12 protein-coding genes and 8 tRNA genes are annotated in these 17,203 nt (G+C 60.5%); 17 read left to right on the top strand and 3 right to left on the bottom strand.

Annotated features, from left to right (window positions below; translation table 11 throughout):
* Positions 1–16: 16 nt before the first annotated feature.
* Positions 17–2,173, bottom strand: coding sequence for a methionine--tRNA ligase (metG, locus tag O3299_RS01950; RefSeq protein ID WP_289906587.1), 2,157 nt, complete (start codon positions 2,171–2,173; stop codon positions 17–19).
* Positions 2,174–2,333: 160 nt separating this feature from the next.
* On the opposite strand from metG, the gene apbC reads away from it, so the two are divergent.
* The 4 genes from apbC (at position 2,334) to O3299_RS01970 (ending at position 6,892) form a co-directional block, all read left to right on the top strand.
* Positions 2,334–3,422: an iron-sulfur cluster carrier protein ApbC gene (apbC, locus tag O3299_RS01955; protein ID WP_034758315.1), complete on the top strand. Its 1,089-nt coding sequence runs from the start codon at positions 2,334–2,336 to the stop codon at positions 3,420–3,422.
* Between the two features lie 87 nt (positions 3,423–3,509).
* Positions 3,510–3,917: a DUF4399 domain-containing protein gene (locus O3299_RS01960; RefSeq protein ID WP_034778045.1), complete on the top strand. Its 408-nt coding sequence runs from the start codon at positions 3,510–3,512 to the stop codon at positions 3,915–3,917.
* 165 nt (positions 3,918–4,082) lie between these two features.
* Complete coding sequence (locus O3299_RS01965) at positions 4,083–5,768, top strand: alkaline phosphatase family protein (protein ID WP_305061373.1); 1,686 nt, start codon at positions 4,083–4,085, stop codon at positions 5,766–5,768.
* 161 nt (positions 5,769–5,929) lie between these two features.
* Complete coding sequence (locus tag O3299_RS01970) at positions 5,930–6,892, top strand: hypothetical protein (protein WP_305053391.1); 963 nt, start codon at positions 5,930–5,932, stop codon at positions 6,890–6,892.
* A gap of 15 nt (positions 6,893–6,907) precedes the next feature.
* Here the strand turns inward: O3299_RS01970 and O3299_RS01975 are convergent, their stop codons facing one another.
* Both O3299_RS01975 and lysA read right to left on the bottom strand, forming a co-directional pair.
* Entirely contained in the window at positions 6,908–8,473 is a 1,566-nt protein-coding gene (locus tag O3299_RS01975; RefSeq protein ID WP_305061374.1) for a phospholipase D family protein, read from the bottom strand.
* Between the two features lie 62 nt (positions 8,474–8,535).
* A complete protein-coding gene (gene lysA / locus O3299_RS01980; RefSeq protein WP_305061375.1) occupies positions 8,536–9,774 on the bottom strand; it encodes a diaminopimelate decarboxylase in 1,239 nt (412 codons plus the stop codon).
* A 101-nt stretch (positions 9,775–9,875) separates the two neighbouring features.
* On the opposite strand from lysA, the gene O3299_RS01985 reads away from it, so the two are divergent.
* The 13 genes from O3299_RS01985 to O3299_RS02045 all read left to right on the top strand — a co-directional run bounded on the left by O3299_RS01985 (position 9,876) and on the right by O3299_RS02045 (position 17,089).
* Positions 9,876–10,787, top strand: coding sequence for a LysR family transcriptional regulator (locus O3299_RS01985; RefSeq protein ID WP_251351870.1), 912 nt, complete (start codon positions 9,876–9,878; stop codon positions 10,785–10,787).
* 70 nt (positions 10,788–10,857) lie between these two features.
* Positions 10,858–12,264: a glutamate--tRNA ligase gene (gene gltX, locus O3299_RS01990; protein WP_305061376.1), complete on the top strand. Its 1,407-nt coding sequence runs from the start codon at positions 10,858–10,860 to the stop codon at positions 12,262–12,264.
* Positions 12,265–12,388: 124 nt separating this feature from the next.
* Positions 12,389–12,464 (top strand) — tRNA-Ala (locus O3299_RS01995).
* Between the two features lie 67 nt (positions 12,465–12,531).
* Positions 12,532–12,607: transfer RNA gene (locus O3299_RS02000), tRNA-Glu, on the top strand.
* A gap of 134 nt (positions 12,608–12,741) precedes the next feature.
* Positions 12,742–12,817 (top strand) — tRNA-Ala (locus O3299_RS02005).
* Between the two features lie 38 nt (positions 12,818–12,855).
* A tRNA-Glu gene (locus O3299_RS02010) sits at positions 12,856–12,931 on the top strand.
* 50 nt (positions 12,932–12,981) lie between these two features.
* Positions 12,982–13,057 (top strand) — tRNA-Ala (locus O3299_RS02015).
* A gap of 369 nt (positions 13,058–13,426) precedes the next feature.
* On the top strand, positions 13,427–14,464 hold the full coding sequence (locus O3299_RS02020; protein ID WP_305061377.1) for a DUF5694 domain-containing protein: 1,038 nt from the start codon (positions 13,427–13,429) through the stop codon (positions 14,462–14,464).
* A 241-nt stretch (positions 14,465–14,705) separates the two neighbouring features.
* A tRNA-Glu gene (locus tag O3299_RS02025) sits at positions 14,706–14,781 on the top strand.
* Positions 14,782–14,904: 123 nt separating this feature from the next.
* A tRNA-Glu gene (locus O3299_RS02030) sits at positions 14,905–14,980 on the top strand.
* 57 nt (positions 14,981–15,037) lie between these two features.
* Positions 15,038–15,113 (top strand) — tRNA-Glu (locus tag O3299_RS02035).
* Positions 15,114–15,208: 95 nt separating this feature from the next.
* Complete coding sequence (gene earP, locus O3299_RS02040) at positions 15,209–16,378, top strand: elongation factor P maturation arginine rhamnosyltransferase EarP (RefSeq protein ID WP_305061378.1); 1,170 nt, start codon at positions 15,209–15,211, stop codon at positions 16,376–16,378.
* A 135-nt stretch (positions 16,379–16,513) separates the two neighbouring features.
* Positions 16,514–17,089: an elongation factor P gene (locus O3299_RS02045; protein WP_034758247.1), complete on the top strand. Its 576-nt coding sequence runs from the start codon at positions 16,514–16,516 to the stop codon at positions 17,087–17,089.
* Positions 17,090–17,203: the final 114 nt, after the last annotated feature.

Genomic DNA, 17,203 nt, shown 5'->3' on the forward strand with positions numbered 1-17,203 from the left:
CGGTCCTTGTGCGGGCTTAGCGGATGCGCATGCCAGGTTCGGCGCCTGGCCAAGGGTTCAGGATGTAGATGCCCGGATTCGCCTTCTCGTCGGCGCTTGATGCGGCCATGACCATGCCTTCGGAAATGCCGAACTTCATCTTGCGCGGCGCCAGGTTGGCCACCAGCACCGTCAGCTTGCCGACCAGCTCTTCCGGCTGGTAGGCCGAACGGATGCCGGAGAAGACATTGCGCAAGCGGCCTTCGCCCGCGTCCAGGGTCAGGCGCAGCAGCTTGTCCGAGCCGTCGACCAGTTCGCAGTTGACGATTTTCGCGATGCGCAAGTCGACCTTGAGGAAGTCGTCGATCTTGATCTCGGGCGCCAGTTCCTCGATGGCGGAGGCCGGTGTTTCAGCGACCGGTGCGGCGTCGTTCGCGGCATCGCCAGCCGGCGCGGCGATGGCGGCAGCTTGCGGTGCGTCAAACAGCGCTTCGATCATCTTTGCATCCATGCGCGTCATCAAGTGGCTGTAGGCGCCGATGGTACGGCCCAGCATGCTGTTCGAGACGGCGTCGCCGAACACTTGCGTATCGGCCCAGGTGAATTGCTCGTCGTTGAGGAACGAGGCCACGTTCTTTGCCACGCCCGGCAAGACCGGCGACAGCAGGATCGTCAGCTGACGGAACAGGATCAGGGCCGTCGTGCACACGTCGTGCAGTTCGGCGGTCTTGTCCGCATCCTTGGCGAGGATCCACGGCTTGTTTTCATCGACGTACTGGTTGGTGATGTCGGCGATTTCCATGATCTCGCGCAAGGCCTTGCCGAATTCGCGGTTCTCGAAGTGCGCGGCGATGCTGGCCTGGCGCTCGACGATGACGCCGTTGGCGTCCACCGTCAGCGCGCGGTTGATCCAGCTTTGCGCGCCTTCCGACAGCGTCGATGCCAGTTTGCCGTCGAAACGCTTGGCGATGAAGCCGGCACAACGGCTGGCGATGTTCACGTATTTGCCGATCAGGTCGCTGTTCACGCGGGCCACGAAGTCGTCGCCGTTGAAGTCCAGGTCTTCCACTTTCGAGTTCAGCTTGAAGGCGATGTAGTAGCGCAGCCATTCCGGGTTCATGCCCAGGTCCAGGTAGCGCAGCGGCGAGATGCCCGTGCCGCGCGACTTCGACATCTTTTCATTGTTGACCGTCAGGAAGCCGTGCACATTGACTTTCAGTTTGTCGATCACCGGGTGGCCAGCGAATTTCAGCATGGCGGGCCAGAACAGCAAATGGAAGGAAACGATGTCCTTGCCGATGAAGTGGATTTGTTCCGTGGCAGGATCGTTCAGCAGGGCGTCGAAATCGAGGCCTTTCTTGTCGCAATAGTTTTTCAGGCTGGCCAGGTAGCCGACCGGCGCGTCCATCCACACATAGAAGAACTTGCCCGGCGCATCGGGAATCGGGATGCCGAAATAGGGCGCATCGCGCGAGATATCCCAGTCGGCCAGCTTTTCGCCCGCTTCGCCCAGCCATTCGCTGACCTTGTTGACCATTTCAGGCTGCAGGCGGCCTGGCGTGTTGAGCCAATCCTTGAGGAATTCGAAGCAGCGCGGGTCGGACAGCTTGAAGAAGTACTGTTCCGACGGCTTCATCACGGGCGTCGCGTTGGTGAACACGGAGAACGGGTTGACCAGGTCGGTCGGCTGGTAAGCGGCGCCGCACACTTCGCAATTGTCGCCGTACTGGTTCTTGGCGCCGCATTTCGGGCATTCGCCCTTGATGTTGCGGTCGGCCAGGAACATGCCCTTGACCGGATCGAAGAAGCGGTCGACGGTTTTCGTGACGATCAGGCCCGTATCGCGCAGCTTGCGGTAGATCGATTGCGACAGATCAACGTTTTCCGGCGAATCGGTCGAATACCAGTTGTCGAAGGCGATATGGAAGCCATCGAGGTACTGGGCGCGGCCGGCCGCGATGTTGGCGACGAATTGCTGCGGCGTAATGCCTTCCTTTTCGGCGGCGATCATGATGGGCGTACCATGCGTATCGTCGGCGCCCACAAAGTGCACTTCACGGCCGGCTGCGCCATCGCGTTGCATTCGCTGGAACCGGACCCAGATATCGGCCTGGATGTATTCCATGATGTGGCCAATGTGAAAAGCGGCGTTTGCGTAAGGCAGGGCAGTGGTGACGAACAGCTTGCGAGTCATGATTGATGCACTTTTGGGATGGATAATAGGTCATTTTAACAGCGGAAAGGCAATATGAGCAGATGCAGCGCTGGCAAGTGATGCTTTTGCCGCCATCGCGCCATGCAAATTTGCGCTAGACTGCGCGTATTGCACATATGTAGTACACACGGAGATTTACATGAGCATCACAGTAGAAGACGTCAAGGCCGCGCTGGCCCAGGTTATTGATCCAAATACACATAAAGATTTCGTTTCCAGCAAAACCGTCAAGAATCTGAAGGTCGATGGCGATGATATTTCGCTCGACATCGAACTGGGCTACCCCGCTAAAAGCCAGATCGACCTGATCCGCAAATCCGTGCTGGCCGCCCTGCGCGTGCTGCCGGGCGTGGGCAACGTCAGTGTGGGCGTGTCGTCGAAAATCATTTCGCACACGGTGCAGCGCGGCTTGAAGCCGATGAGCAACGTGAAAAACATCATCGCCGTCGCTTCCGGCAAGGGCGGCGTCGGCAAATCGACCACGGCCGTCAACCTGGCCCTGGCCCTGGCGGCCGAAGGCGCCACCGTCGGCATGCTGGACGCCGATATCTATGGCCCGTCGCAGCCGATGATGCTGGGCATCAGCGGCCAGCCGAAGACCCTCGACGGCAAGAGCATGGAACCGATGGAAAATCACGGCCTGCAAGTGTCGTCGATCGGCTTCATGATCGATCCGGACGAGCCGATGGTATGGCGCGGCCCGATGGTCACGCAAGCGTTGCAGCAATTGCTGGACCAGACCAACTGGCGCGACCTCGATTACCTGATCGTCGACATGCCGCCGGGCACGGGCGACATCCAGTTGACCCTGTCGCAAAAAGTGCCCGTCACGGGCGCCGTGATCGTCACGACGCCGCAGGACATCGCGCTGCTGGATGCGCGCAAGGGCTTGAAAATGTTCGAGAAAGTCGGCATTCCGATCCTGGGCGTGGTGGAAAACATGAGCACGCACATCTGCTCGAACTGCGGCCATGCGGAAGAAATCTTCGGCGCCGGCGGCGGCGCGAAGATGTGCGCGGACTTCGGCGTGGAATTCCTCGGCGCCTTGCCGCTGACCATGGCGATCCGCCAGCAGACGGATTCCGGCACGCCGACCGTCGTGGCCGAGCCGGAAGGTCCCGTCGCCGTGATCTACAAGCAGATTGCCCGCACCATCGCGATTAAAGTGGCGGAAAAGGCGAAGGATATGACCAGCAAGTTCCCGTCGATCGTCATCAAGAACGATTAAACGTTGGGCTTGGCGCTGCCACGCGCCATTGTCAGCAGGAATATGGTTTCATGCAGTCCGTGTTGTTATTAAACAAGAGGAGACATCATGCAATTGACCACCGTATTCCTGCGCCAAGCCGCAGCCGTGATCGCGGGCAGCCTGCTGGCCGCCAGCGCGTTTGCGCAATCCGTCTCGTTCGTCGAGCCCGTCGATGGCGCGACAGTGACCAGCCCGTTCAAAGTGAAATTTGCCGTCAGCGGCATGGATGTCAAGCCGGCCGGCGATATGACGGCCAAGACGGGCCACCATCATTTGCTCATCAATATGGGGCCGATGAAGGCGGGCGAGATGATACCCATGGATGACAAACATTTGCATTTTGGCAAAGGACAGACGGAAACGGACGTCACCTTGCCGCCGGGGCAGTACACCCTGACGATGCAGTTTGCCAACGGCGCGCACCAGTCGTATGGGCCGGAGTTGAGTAAAAGCATCAAGGTGACGGTCAAGTAAGTCAGGCAAATAAGCCAGGCAAATAAGTCAGGCAAATTCATCCGTTTCAGTAAAGGCCGGGTTCCAGCGATGGAGCCTGGCCTTTTTCATATTGTTGCCTCTTGTCATTATTGTGTCATATAGTCGGCGTATGCTGGCCGGTGGCCTAACTTTTGATGAGCGGATATGACGAAACATTTCTCCCTTTCCCGGCAACTGGCGCAGGCGCTGCTGCTGGCGGCTGGCGTGGCGGCGAGCCAGGCGCATGCGGCCAAGGCCGTTCCTGCTGTTGCTGCCGGTGCGGCGCAGCCGAAGCTGGTGGTGGTGCTGGTAGTGGACGGCTTGCCGCAAGAGCAGGTGACGCGCTACCGCGACCAGTTCGGCCAGGGCGGCTTCCGCCGTCTGCTGGAACAGGGCGCGTGGTTCAGCGACGCGCACCAGGCGCATGGCATCACGGTCACGGCCATCGGCCACTCGGCCGTGCTGTCGGGCGCTTACCCTTATCAGCATGGCGTGATCGGCAATAACTGGATCGATCCCGTCACGAAAAAATCCGTGTACTGCACCGAAGATGGCAATTTCCATTACATCGGCGAAGACACGCAGCCCGACGACGGCACGGCGCCGACCAAGCTGCGCGTGAGCACCCTGGGCGACGAGTTGCGCTATTCCACGGGCGACAAGGCGAAGGTCGTCACGGTGTCGGGCAAGGACCGGGGCGCCATCCTGCTGGCCGGGAAAACGGGCACGGCGTATATGTACATGGAAAAGACGGGCAATTTCGCCAGCAGCACCTATTATATGCAGCAGCATCCGCAATGGGTGCAGCGCTACCAGGCCGCCAAGCCGCAAGACCGTTATTATGGCAAGGGCTGGACGCCGCTGCTGGCCGATTCCGCCTATGCCCGCGATGCCCGCGATGATCTGGTGCCGGCCAAGCCGGGCACGCGCAACACCTTCCCGTTTGCCTATTACAGCGACAGCGGCAAGCTCGATGGTGAGTACTACAGCCGCCTGAAGGCCGGTCCCTTCCTCGATGAACTGACCCTGGAATTCGCCCGCGCCGCCATCGATGGCGAAAACCTGGGCCACAACCCGGCCGGCGTGCCCGATATCCTGGGCGTGAGCCTGTCCGCGCACGACTATGTGAACCATGCCTATGGCCCGGAAAGCAAGATGTCGCACGACCACCTGCAGCGCCTGGACCGCATGCTGGCCGGCTTCTTTGCCGACCTCGATAAAAAAGTCGGCATGGACAACGTGCTGGTGGTGCTGACGGCCGACCATGGCTTTGCCAACGTGCCGGAATTTGCCGAAACGCGGGGCTTCTCGGCCAAACGCATCGATGGCGCCAAACTGGTCGATGCCTTGAACCAGCACCTGGCGACCAACCTGGGCATCGACAAGCTGGTGACGACGTCGTCGCTGCCGAATATCTACCTCGATTACGCGCTGGCGGAAAAGAGCGGCGTCAATCGCGCCGCCCTGGAAGACGCGGCGGCCCGCTTCCTGCTGCAGCAGGACGGCCTGGCGCAAGTCTACACGCGCACGCAGATGGAAACGGGCGCCGTTGCCACGCGCATGGACACCCTGATGCGCCGCGCCTGGAACCGCCAGCTCTCGGGCGACCTGATGGTCGTGACAAAGCCGGCCTGGTACTTCGGCAAGGGCGCGGGCGGCACTTCGCACGGCACGCCTTACACGTATGACACCAACGTGCCGCTGATGGTGTTCGGCCCCCGCTGGATCAAGCCGGGCGCCTATGGCCAGTATGCGGAAGTGGTCGATATCGCCCCGACCCTGGCGCACCTGCTGCGCGTGCGCCAGCCGTCGGCGTCGGAAGGGCGGGTGTTGATGGAGGTGGTGCGGTAGTTCAGGCATAGAGGTGTATCGTTGATGTAAAGGCCAGGCTTGCGTTTTCACGGAAGCCTGTTTTTTTTATTGATTTAAGAGTTGTAAGTCGACAAATATCAATAGGCACGCAAAGTTCTTGACGGATAGTGAAATTTCTTTATTTCACGATGAGGACGTCAATGAACAGTTCACTATTCAAATGTTGTTGTATGGCATTGATGTGGATTTTGCTGCCGGGGTGCGTCGTGCCACACTTCGATCATGCCTCATATGACTATTATTATGCCGTTCCCTTGAAGGCCGACAAGCCGTGGCTAAGTCTGAGCAACGGGCTTGATCTGCATGCCTATAACAAATGTGAGCATAGTGAAGTGCCGCCAAAATGTGACCCGCCGGGTTTTTGGGTGATGGAGCGACCGCAGAAGCCGGATTGGCATGAGATAGGTCGCTACAGAGTGAGCGTGTGGCATCCCGGCAAGTTGCAGTTTCAACCAATGCTTTCGGCCTATGCCAACACGACGTATCGTGCAGTTAGTCTTGTTAAAGAAGAATCACGCAAAATATATTTGCTTCGGCCTGGGTTTGGCGGTGACGAGCGCCGATCACTGGAGGGAAACGACGCTGGTGTTGTTGCAATCGATTTGCGGCCAAACGCATTATGTAGAACGGATGAGCCTGTACCACGCCTTATTGTCTTTGATGCCGATAATATATGGGTATTTGCGGAGTATGAATCAGACTGCCGAAAGGATCTGCAGGCCGATTTCGCCCCGCTTGATATATTGAACTTTGAGGACAGCGATCAGTTTAATGCTATTTTGCGTAAACCGATGAAACTGTTTTACCTCAGCTCCAGCGTGGTAGGTCAGTCAGATTTTGGTCAACCGCGCACGGTTTTACGGGATGCTGATCTCCCGAATGAAAGTACGCGCAAGACCGTGCGCTTGTCCGAGGTCGTCCGATTACAGAGCACGATGTTCCGGCTTGAGACCACACCGGCGCCACCTCTGTTGCCAGTACCGGATTATCCCAATTTTTATTGTCACTACTCAGATACGGTTATTGGTTTGAGAATGATATTTTTTGATGGTGAGAAACCATACCCCGACCTTAAATATTGTCGGCCATTTCGCGGGAAATGACATAGGCTGCGTGCTTTACAGTAGCCAATCAATCGGCAGCACCGACAGAATCGCCACCCCCAGGCGCTTCCACACGCTGGTGCCCGGCTCCGTGTCGTAGCGCGTGGTGGCGCCGCTGGCGTCGCGGGCGATCCAGTACAGCGCGCCGTCGTCGCCCAGGAGTACCTGGTAGGCGCGCTGCGGGATGGTGGTGCGCATGGCTTGCCCCAGCTGGCTGGCCAGCGCGGGGCTGTCGATGACGAGGCCCATTTCCGTGTTCAATTCGATCGAACGCGGGTCGAAATTGAACGAGCCGACAAAGATGCGCCGGTCGTCGACGGCAAAGGTCTTCGCGTGCAGGCTCGATGCGGAGCTGCCGAAGCGGCCCGGCTGTTCGCGCGCATCGCCCCGTTCCCACGAGCGGCGCGACTCGTACAGCAGCACGCCCGCTTGCAGCAGCGGCTTTCTCCACTTCGCATAGCCGGCATGCACGGCCGCCACGTCGGTCGCTTCCAGCGCATTCGTCAGGATGCGCACGCCCACGCCTTTTCCTGCCAGGTCGGCAAAGGCCTGGGTGCCGGCTTTGCCGGGCACGAAATACGGCGACACCAGGTCCACTTCCTTTTCCGGCACGCCCAGCAGGTTTTGCAGGTTGTCCGCCACGCCCGTGCCTGGCCTGGCCTTGTCCAGCACCTTGGCCGGGTCGTCGCTGACCATGCGCGTCCTGGCCCATTCGAAGGGCAGGGTGCGCTCCATCATTTGTCTGACGAAGGGTGAGGTGCGCAGCGCCTGCACGTATTCCTCGGCTGCCTTGGTATCGTCGATGCGGTCCGCTTCGGCGGCGATGGTGGCCGCGTCGCCCTCGACAGGGCTGGTCAGCAGCAGCTTGGCCGGGTAGGCCGAGGCGCTGTTCCAGTAGCGGTCGAAATCGCGCGAAACGTCGTCGACGACGGGGCCGACGGCCAGCACGTCCAGGTCGGCAAACAGCACGTCGCCGGCCGCGCCAAAATATTCGTCGCCCACATTGCGCCCGCCGACGATGGTGGCCTGGTTATCGGCCGTGAACGATTTGTTGTGCATGCGCCGGTTGAGGCGGGAAAAATCCGTGGCAAAGGCCAGCGCGCGCGGAGAGCGGGGCACGAAGGGGTTGAACAGGCGGATTTCCAGGTTGTGCTGTTTGCCCAGCATCGCCAGGGTCTGGTCCAGGCCCGCCGTGTTGTTATCGTCGAGCAGCAGGCGCACGCGCACGCCCCGCTCGGCCGCCTGGCGCAGGGCGTCGAACAGCAGGGTGCCCGTGATGTCCTTGTGCCAGATGTAGTACTGCACGTCCAGGCTGCGCTGGGCGGCGGCGGCCAGCAGGGCGCGCGCGGCAAAGGCGTCGCGTCCGTCGGCGAGCGGGTAAATGCCGGACACGCCGGGATGCTGCGCCACCATGGGTGCAATGGCCGTGGCCAGCTGGGTGTGCTTTGTGTCGGCGATGACGCTGGATGCCACGCGGCCTTCCAGCGAAGGCAGCGAGACGCAGCCGGCGAGGACGGCGGACAGCAGCAGTGGCAGCAGCAGCCGGGTGGCGCTGCGGAAGGGAAGTGCTTGGGCGGGCATGGCGGGCTTTCATCGAGTTGCCCCGATGTTAGCAGATGCGCATGCCCGCACGGGGCGAGGTGTTACAGTTGTTCCAGCGCGATCAGCTCGGCCACCGTCTGGCGGCGGCGGATCAGGCGGGATTGTTCTCCGTCGACCAGGAATTCGGCCGCATGGGGACGGCTGTTGTAGTTCGACGACATCGATGCGCCATACGCGCCCGCGCCTTCGAAGACGACGTAATCGCCCACCTGCGCTGCGGGCAAGAGGCGTGTTTCGACCACGCCGCCATCGCGCTGGGTGAAGACGTCGCCCGATTCGCACAGGGGGCCGCCGACCACGGTGGCACGCTGCGTATCCAGTGCGCGGCCGTCATGCGCGATGACCGACATTTCATGGTAGCTGCCGTACATGGCAGGGCGCATCAGTTCATTGAAACCCGTATCGAGCAAGGTGAAATGGTTGCCGCCCATTTGCTTGGTGGCGCGCACTTCGGCCACCAGCAAGCCCGCGTCGGCCACGAGGAAGCGGCCCGGTTCGATTTCCAGGTGCACGGGATGGCCCAGATGCGCCTCGATCTGCTTGCGCGCCGCATCCCACAGCTGGAAGTAGTGATCCGTGTCGACGGGCTGCTCGCCTTCGCGGTAGGGCACGGACAGGCCGCCGCCCGTGGAAATGGCTTCGATGTCATGGCCCATGTTTTTCACCAGGTCGACCATGGTGCCGCAGACGGTTTCCAGGTGGCTGTAGTCGACGCCCGAGCCGATGTGCATGTGCAGGCCCACCAGGTGCAGGCCATGCGCGCGGATGACGGCCAGCGCCTCCGGCAGCTCTTCGTGCCAGATGCCGTGTTTGCTGTTTTCGCCGCCCGTATTGGTCTTGTTGCTATGGCCATGGCCATAGCCGGGATTGATGCGCAGCCAGACGCGGTGGCCGGGCGACACTGGGCCCAGCTGGCGCAGCATGTCGACGGAGCCGCAATTGACTTCGATCTTCGCCGCTGACACGCGCGCCAGGGTGGCGCGGTCGAACAGGTCGCAGGTGAAGACCACGCCGGCTGCGCCATTCGTTTGCGCCGGCGCAAAGCCTGCCTGCAGCGCGCGCTCGATCTCGCCCAGCGAGACGGCGTCCACGTGCACGCCCGCTTCGCGCATCAGGGTCAGCAGGTGGATGTTCGAATTGGCCTTTTGCGCGAAGCGCACCGTGTCGAACTGCGCCAGCTGCGCGATGCGCGCGCGGATGGTGGCCGCGTCATACACCCACAGGGGCGTGCCGTGTTCCTGGGCGAGTTGGGCGAGGGTCTGGTCGGTGACGGGCTTCATCGTGTGCTTTCGGTGGAATGAGGAGATAGCGCATGATGGCCGATTGTGCTCCGACTATAAAATATCTATTTGAGGCTACCTTATTCATTTATGATATGGCCATGACTATCTCCCTGCGCCATATCGAGGTCTTCCGCGCCATCATGACGACGGGCAGCGTGACGGCCGCCGCCGCCATGCTGCATACGTCGCAGCCCACCGTCAGCCGCGAGCTGGCGCGCCTCGAACACTTGACGGGCCTGACCCTGTTCGAGCGCGAGCGGGGGCGGCTGCGCCCCACGGCCCAGGCGCTGCAGCTGTTCGAGGAAGTGCAGCGCGCGTATTTCGGCCTGGAGCGCATCATCAGCACGGCGGCGGCCTTGCGCCAGTTCGACCAGGGGCAGCTGTCGATCGCCTGCCTGCCCGTGTTTTCCCAGTCGCTGTTGCCGCAGGCGTGCAAGCGTTTCGTCGCCGATTTCCCCAAGGTGAGCATCAGCATCACGCCGCAGGAGTCGCCGCTGCTGGAAGAGTGGCTGTCGGCACAGCGCCACGATATCGGCCTGACGGAAGTGGGCAATGCGCCGCCGGGCACGGCGCTCGATACCTTGATGTCCGTCGACGAAGTGTGCGTGCTGCCCGACGGCCATGCGCTCGCCGGCAAGGCCGTGCTGCAGCCGGCGGACTTCGCAGGCCAGCCTTTCATCAGCCTGGCTGCCGTCGACCCCTACCGCCAGCAGATCGACGCCATCTTCGCGCAGGCGGGCGTGGAGCGGCGCATGGCGCTCGACACGCACAGCGCTGCCTCCGTGTGCGCGATGGTGCGCGAAGGCGTGGGCCTGGCCATCGTCAATCCGCTCACGGCGCTGGACTACGCGGGGCAGGGCTTGCAGATCCGCCGCTTCGGCGTTTCCCTGCCATTTACGGTGAATCTCGTGAAACCTTTGCACCGGCCCCTGTCGCAACTGGTCGCCCTGTTCGAGCAGGCGCTGCATGCGCAGGCGGCGGAGGTGAAAAGGCGCTTGCTGCAGCTGTGACGGTGCTTGTGGAGCGGCGGCGGTCAACAGAGTAAAATGGCGTTTTACTTATTCAAGCCTGATTACTTCGATGACCACAACCGCTACTCCCGTCCGTACCCGTTTCGCTCCCAGCCCGACCGGCTATCTGCACTTGGGCGGCGCCCGCACCGCTTTGTACAGCTGGGCGTATGCCCGCCACTTCGGCGGCACCTTCGTGCTGCGCATCGAAGACACGGACGTGGAGCGTTCCACGCCGGAAGCCGTGCAAGCCATCATCGAAGGCATGAAGTGGCTGGGCCTGGACCACGACGAAGGCCCGTTCTACCAGATGCAGCGCATGGACCGCTACCGCGAAGTGGTGGCGCAGATGCTGCTTGAGGGCACGGCATATCACTGCTACTCGTCGCCGGAAGAAGTCGAAGCGATGCGCGAGCGCATGCGCGCCGCCGGTGAAAAGCCGCGCTACGACGGCACCTGGCGTCCGGAGTCTGGCAAGACCCTGCCGGCCGTGCCGGCCGACCGCAAGCCCGTCGTGCGTTTCAAGAACCCGCTCGACGGCGACGTGACGTGGGACGACGTGGTCAAGGGTACGATCACGATTTCCAACCGCGAGCTGGACGACCTGGTGATCGCCCGCCCTGACGGCACGCCGACGTACAACTTCTGCGTGGCCGTCGATGACTGGGACATGCAGATCACCCACGTGATCCGCGGCGACGACCATGTCAACAACACCCCGCGCCAGATCAACATCCTGCGCGCCATCGGCGCACCGCTGCCGCTGTATGGCCACCTGCCGATGATCCTGGGCGCGGACGGTGAAAAGCTGTCGAAGCGCCATGGCGCCGTCAGCGTGATGGATTACCCGGCGCAGGGCTTCCTGCCGGAAGCGATGCTGAACTACCTGGCGCGCCTGGGCTGGAGCCATGGCGACGATGAAGTGTTCTCGACCGAGCAGTTCTGCGAGTGGTTCAACCTGAACCACCTGTCGAAATCGGCGGCCCAGTTCAATAATGAAAAACTGGCCTGGCTGAACAACCACTATATCAAGCAGGCCGACAATACCCGCCTGGCCGACCTGGCGCGTCCGCAAATGGTCGCCGCCGGCGCCGTCTTCGAAGGCGCGCCGGACCTGGCGCAAGTGCTGGGCATGATGAAAGAGCGCGCCAACACCGTCAATGAGCTGGCTGCCGCCTCGATGCTGTTCTTCCGCGAACCGCAGCCGGAAGCGGAACTGGTCACGCAGCACATCACGGATGCCATCAAGCCCGTGCTGGCGCAGTTTGCCGAGCGTATCGCCACGGTGGAGTGGAGCAAGGAAGCCGTCGCCGCCATGATCAAGGAAGTGCTGGCCGCGAACACCATCAAGATGCCGCTGCTGGCCATGCCTTTGCGTTTGATCTTGACGGGCCAGCTGCAGACGCCGGCCATCGACCAGGTGGTGGTGATGTTCGGCCGCGAGACCGTGCTGGCGCGCCTGGCAAAGTGGCTGTAATCGCCGCGCCGAATTGAGCGTGTAAATACGGTGCGGAAACCTCCCCTATGAAAAGTTGCTCATAGACGAAAAAGGGTATTTGCAGAGTGAAACTTCTTTGCTATACTCTTGTTTCTGCACCAACGGGGGTATAGCTCAGCTGGGAGAGCGCTTGCATGGCATGCAAGAGGTCAGCGGTTCGATCCCGCTTACCTCCACCAGCAGCAAAATCGCAGTCAGGTTTTGTTGGTCGTTGAAGTGGTGCAGTAGTTGTTTGGAAGTTCCGCGGTCCCCATCGTCTAGAGGCCTAGGACATCACCCTTTCACGGTGAGTACAGGGGTTCGAATCCCCTTGGGGACGCCAGGTAGTTGTGGTATAGTAGTGGCAGTTGTTTGTACTGATTGTTGTAAGTTCAGGCCCGTAAAAAGCGGAATCTGGATGGAAAGCAAGTAGTGGAACAAAGTCGCCAAGTGCGGCTTTTATTATTTCTGCGCCCGGGGGGTATAGCTCAGCTGGGAGAGCGCTTGCATGGCATGCAAGAGGTCAGCGGTTCGATCCCGCTTACCTCCACCAACAGCGCAGAAGTAAGGTGGTAAAACTGTAGTACCGAGGTCCCCATCGTCTAGAGGCCTAGGACATCACCCTTTCACGGTGAGTACAGGGGTTCGAATCCCCTTGGGGACGCCAGTTCAGTCTGGTGTTGTGGTTGTAAAGAAGTAGCAGTGTTTCTGCGCCCGGGGGGTATAGCTCAGCTGGGAGAGCGCTTGCATGGCATGCAAGAGGTCAGCGGTTCGATCCCGCTTACCTCCACCAACAGCGCAGAAACAGGTAGTAAATAAATCAAAGTCGCCTTGAGCGGCTTTTTTTATTTGTGCTGGTGGTTTCTTCGCTCGAGGGAATATGGCTAAGCTGTTAGTGCGCTTGCATGGCATGCAAGAGGTCAGTGGTTGGCTCCCGCAAACCTCCGCCAACAGTGCAGAAACAGGTAGTGAATAAATCAAAGTCGCCTCGGGCGGCTTTTTTTGTGCCTATTGGTTGCATGGATATAACTGACAGTGATTTGCGGAGTGGTTACATTTGGCAGGCGGCTTGATTTCATCATGCCCGCGGATAAAAAATGGACCATTACACTGAGGAGACAGGATGCACCGCGTATTTGCCAGTTTTTTTCTTGCTGCCGTTATGCACGTTCCCGCGCACGCGGAGGCGCCGCCTGCGGCGAAATTCGATCCCGGTGCGCTGAAGTTGCAAAAGGGGCCGTTCAATGACGTGCTGGTGCTCGGTTCGCCCCATTTGGCGCAATTGCCAAAGCCGTTTGATCCGTCTCAATTGAGCTTGCTCAACGAGCGCCTGGCGGGCTGGCGGCCGGATGCGATCGCGATCGAGGCGCTTTCCGGCTTGCAATGCGCTTACTTGCGCGCCTATCCGCAGCGCTATGACGATACGGTGAAAACCTATTGCTATGACACTTCCGCCGCGCGGGCCGCCACGGGGCTCGATGTGGTGGCGGCCACGGCGCAGGCCGAACGTTTGCTGGCCGCCTGGCCGGCGGCGCCGTCCGCCGCCCAGCGGCGCGCATTGGCTTCCCTGTTCCTGGCCGGTGGCGAGCGTGCATCGGCGCTGGTGCAATGGCTGCGCCTGCCCGCGGATGAGCGGCGCGCCGGTGACGGCGTGAGCGAGCCCCTGGCCGTGAACCTCAATTCCTTGCTGGGGCAGCGCAACGAGAGCTATCAGATTGCTGCCGTACTGGCGGCGAAGGGCGGGCACGAGCGGGTGCATGCCATGGATGACCATACGTCCGATATGCCTGTCGATGATGAAAAGGCGTATGCCAAGGCGATCAGGGCGGCCTGGAATAATTCCTCTTCGGCCGAGCGCAAGCGCATCCATGCCGGGTTTGAGGGGCAATGGAATACGCCCGCCGGTGTGCTGGCGATCTACCGCGCGTACAACGGACCCGCAGAGGCGGACCTGGCCTTCCGCGGCGACTTTGGCGCGGCGCTGGAAGAGCCGTCGCCGCAGCGTTATGGCCGCAACTACGTGGCCTCCTGGGAGGTGCGCAACTTGCGCATGGCGTCGAATATCCGCGAAATCATGGCGGCGCGCCCGGGCATGCGCGTGCTGGTCATCGTCGGCGCATCCCACAAGGGCTACCTGGAGGCGTATCTGGGTCAGATGCATGACGTGCGCATCGCCAGTACGGGCGATATCTTGCGTTAAGGAATGCTTTTGCCGCGCCAGACGGTTGGCGCGGTTTTCCCTGCGTGCCTGGCGTACCGCCGCTTCCATATCTTCCTGTCATCATCCTGTCCTCATAGGGGGCGATGATACAAATAAGGTGGAAAAAAGAAGGCCGGCAGTTGATTTCGTGAATCGCTTCGTGTTAAACTTCGCGCACGCTTTTTTGAGGGGCTAAGCAAAGCCTTCAACGAAGAGTCCGCTGAGAGTAAAGCCAGCACAGGTCCCCATCGTCTAGAGGCCTAGGACATCACCCTTTCACGGTGAGTACAGGGGTTCGAATCCCCTTGGGGACGCCAGGATTTAGTTGTAAAGTAAGAGTGCAGTGCTGAATGGGCCTGACAAGTCAGGCTTTTTTTGTTTCTGCAATATTGCTGCAGTACCGGGTCAGGATGCAAATAGTGCATTCAGGACAGATTTCTGTCCCCATCGTCTAGAGGCCTAGGACATCACCCTTTCACGGTGAGTACAGGGGTTCGAATCCCCTTGGGGACGCCAGATTCGCAAGCAGTAACAGGTCGGGATGCGGAATAGTGCATTCAGGACAGATTTTCTGTCCCCATCGTCTAGAGGCCTAGGACATCACCCTTTCACGGTGAGTACAGGGGTTCGAATCCCCTTGGGGACGCCAGACCGGCTGAATCAGCCAACAAAAAAGCCGCCTGGTAACAGTGCGGCTTTTTTGTTATGGGCTGCCATGCCACATTTTTCTCTTCCCCTTTGAATATGCCATTAGCTACCGATCGCGCGCCAACCTTGGCCATCTTCTGCAAAGTCGTCGACAACTACGGCGATATCGGCATTTGCTGGCGCCTGGCGCGGCAGTTGAACGGCGAGCATGGCGTGGCCGTGACCCTGTGGGTCGACGATTTGCCGAGTTTCCGGCGCATTTGCCCCGCTATCAATGTGGCGGCGGAGCTGCAGCAGGCGTCCGGCGTCACGGTGCGCCACTGGCGCGATCAGGATGGCGCATTCGCGCCGGCCGACATCGCCGACATCGTCATCGAATTCTTTGCCTGCGACATTCCGCCCGGCTATATCGCCGCCATGGCGCAATGCGCGCCGCATCCCGTGTGGCTGAACCTGGAAGGCTTGACGGCGGAAGAGTGGGTCGAGGGTTGCCACGCGCTGACGTCGCCGCGCCACGGCATGATCAAGCATTTCTTCTTTCCCGGCTTCACGAACAAGACGGGCGGCCTGTTGCGCGAAGCGGCGCTGGACGAGAAAAGGCTGGCGTTCCAGGCCGATACGGGCGCCATGGCGGCATTCCTCGGGCAATTCGGCGTGACGGAGGCGGAAATGTCCGCCTTGAAGGTGTCGCTGTTCTGCTACCCGTCCGCCCCGGTCGCCGAACTGTTTGCAGTCTGGCAGGCGGGCAGCGAGCCCGTGACGTGCCTGGTGCCGGAAGGCGTCGCGTTCGATGCCGTTCAGGCGTTTATCGGCGACGATGCGGCAGTGGCCGGCGCGGCGCGCACGCGCGGCGCGCTCACCGTGCGCGTGCTGCCTTTCGTGCCGCAAGACGATTACGACCGCCTGCTGTGGGCGTGCGACGTCAATTTCGTACGCGGCGAGGATTCCTTCGTGCGCGCGCAATGGGCGGGCCAGCCGTTTCTCTGGCATATCTATCTGCAGGATGAAAACTTGCATCACGTGAAATTGCGCGCCTTCCTGCAGCGCTATGCGGCCGATGCGGACGGCGCCATCGACAGCCTGGTGCAGGCGGCGCTGGCCTGGAATGGCGCCAGCGCGGACGCCTTGCCATGGGCGCAGCTATGGCCCGCCCTGCAAGCCGACCTGCCGCGCATCCGGGCGCGCGCGCAGGCCTGGCAGCGGCAGATGCAGGCCAATGGCGATCTGGCAAGTAACCTGCTGGCGTTCGCTGGCGCGACGAGATAGGCGCTTGCCAAAAATTAAGGTAAAATGCCCGGTTATTTCTAACGTATTTTTAACCGATCAAACGCAAGCTTGCGGCGCCGATGGCGCACAGGCGGCAGATGGTCTTCATGCAACCCACTTTTTACGTACATTCCTATGAAACCCGCAAAAGAAATTCGTGTTGGCAATATCATCATGGTCGACAGCAAGCCAATGATCGTGTTGCGTTCTGATGTCAACGGTTCGAGCCGCACGGGCTTCACCTACAAATGGAAGATGAAAAATCTTCTGACGAACACCCCGATGGAAAACGTGTTCCGCGGCGACGACAAGTTTGACGTTGTTGTTCTGGATAAAAAGCCAGTGACGTATTCGTACTTCGCCGATCCGCTGTTCGTGTTCATGGACACCGAGTACAACCAGTATGAAATCGAAGAAGAAAACCTGGGCGAAGCGCTGAACTACCTGAAAGATGGCATGGAATGCGAAGCCATTTTCTACGACGGCAAAGCTATCTCCGTTGAACTGCCTACGACCATCGCCCGTCAAGTGGTGTACTCGGAGCCAGCGGTCAAGGGCAATACTTCGGGCAACGTCCTGAAAGAAGCCAAGATCGAAAACGCCATCGACGCACACCGCCACACCGTGCAAGTGCCGCTGTTCGTGGCACAGGACGACGTCATCGAAATCGACACCCGTACCAACGAATACAAGCGTGTCGTACGCAACTGATAGATTCTTGCACTGCGCTGCGCGCATGGCCCGGCAGATGCCGGTCTGGTTTGCCTCAGTGCTGGATCACCAAGAAACGCTGCCTTCGGGCGGCGTTTTTTTTGCTTAAAAAAT

Origin of the sequence: Janthinobacterium sp. SUN176, from assembly GCF_030587335.1 — a bacterium.
GTDB lineage: Bacteria > Pseudomonadota > Gammaproteobacteria > Burkholderiales > Burkholderiaceae_D > Janthinobacterium > Janthinobacterium kumbetense.

Excerpts from the sequence above, each read along its gene's own strand:
- metG (WP_289906587.1), bottom strand. The coding sequence starts at position 2,173 with ATGACTCGCAAGCTGTTCGTCACCACTGCCCTGCCTTACGCAAACGCC.
- apbC (WP_034758315.1), top strand. The coding sequence starts at position 2,334 with ATGAGCATCACAGTAGAAGACGTCAAGGCCGCGCTGGCCCAGGTTATT.
- O3299_RS01960 (WP_034778045.1), top strand. The coding sequence starts at position 3,510 with ATGCAATTGACCACCGTATTCCTGCGCCAAGCCGCAGCCGTGATCGCG.
- O3299_RS01965 (WP_305061373.1), top strand. The coding sequence starts at position 4,083 with ATGACGAAACATTTCTCCCTTTCCCGGCAACTGGCGCAGGCGCTGCTG.
- O3299_RS01970 (WP_305053391.1), top strand. The coding sequence starts at position 5,930 with ATGAACAGTTCACTATTCAAATGTTGTTGTATGGCATTGATGTGGATT.
- O3299_RS01975 (WP_305061374.1), bottom strand. The coding sequence starts at position 8,473 with ATGCCCGCCCAAGCACTTCCCTTCCGCAGCGCCACCCGGCTGCTGCTG.
- lysA (WP_305061375.1), bottom strand. The coding sequence starts at position 9,774 with ATGAAGCCCGTCACCGACCAGACCCTCGCCCAACTCGCCCAGGAACAC.
- O3299_RS01985 (WP_251351870.1), top strand. The coding sequence starts at position 9,876 with ATGACTATCTCCCTGCGCCATATCGAGGTCTTCCGCGCCATCATGACG.
- gltX (WP_305061376.1), top strand. The coding sequence starts at position 10,858 with ATGACCACAACCGCTACTCCCGTCCGTACCCGTTTCGCTCCCAGCCCG.
- O3299_RS02020 (WP_305061377.1), top strand. The coding sequence starts at position 13,427 with ATGCACGTTCCCGCGCACGCGGAGGCGCCGCCTGCGGCGAAATTCGAT.
- earP (WP_305061378.1), top strand. The coding sequence starts at position 15,209 with ATGCCATTAGCTACCGATCGCGCGCCAACCTTGGCCATCTTCTGCAAA.
- O3299_RS02045 (WP_034758247.1), top strand. The coding sequence starts at position 16,514 with ATGAAACCCGCAAAAGAAATTCGTGTTGGCAATATCATCATGGTCGAC.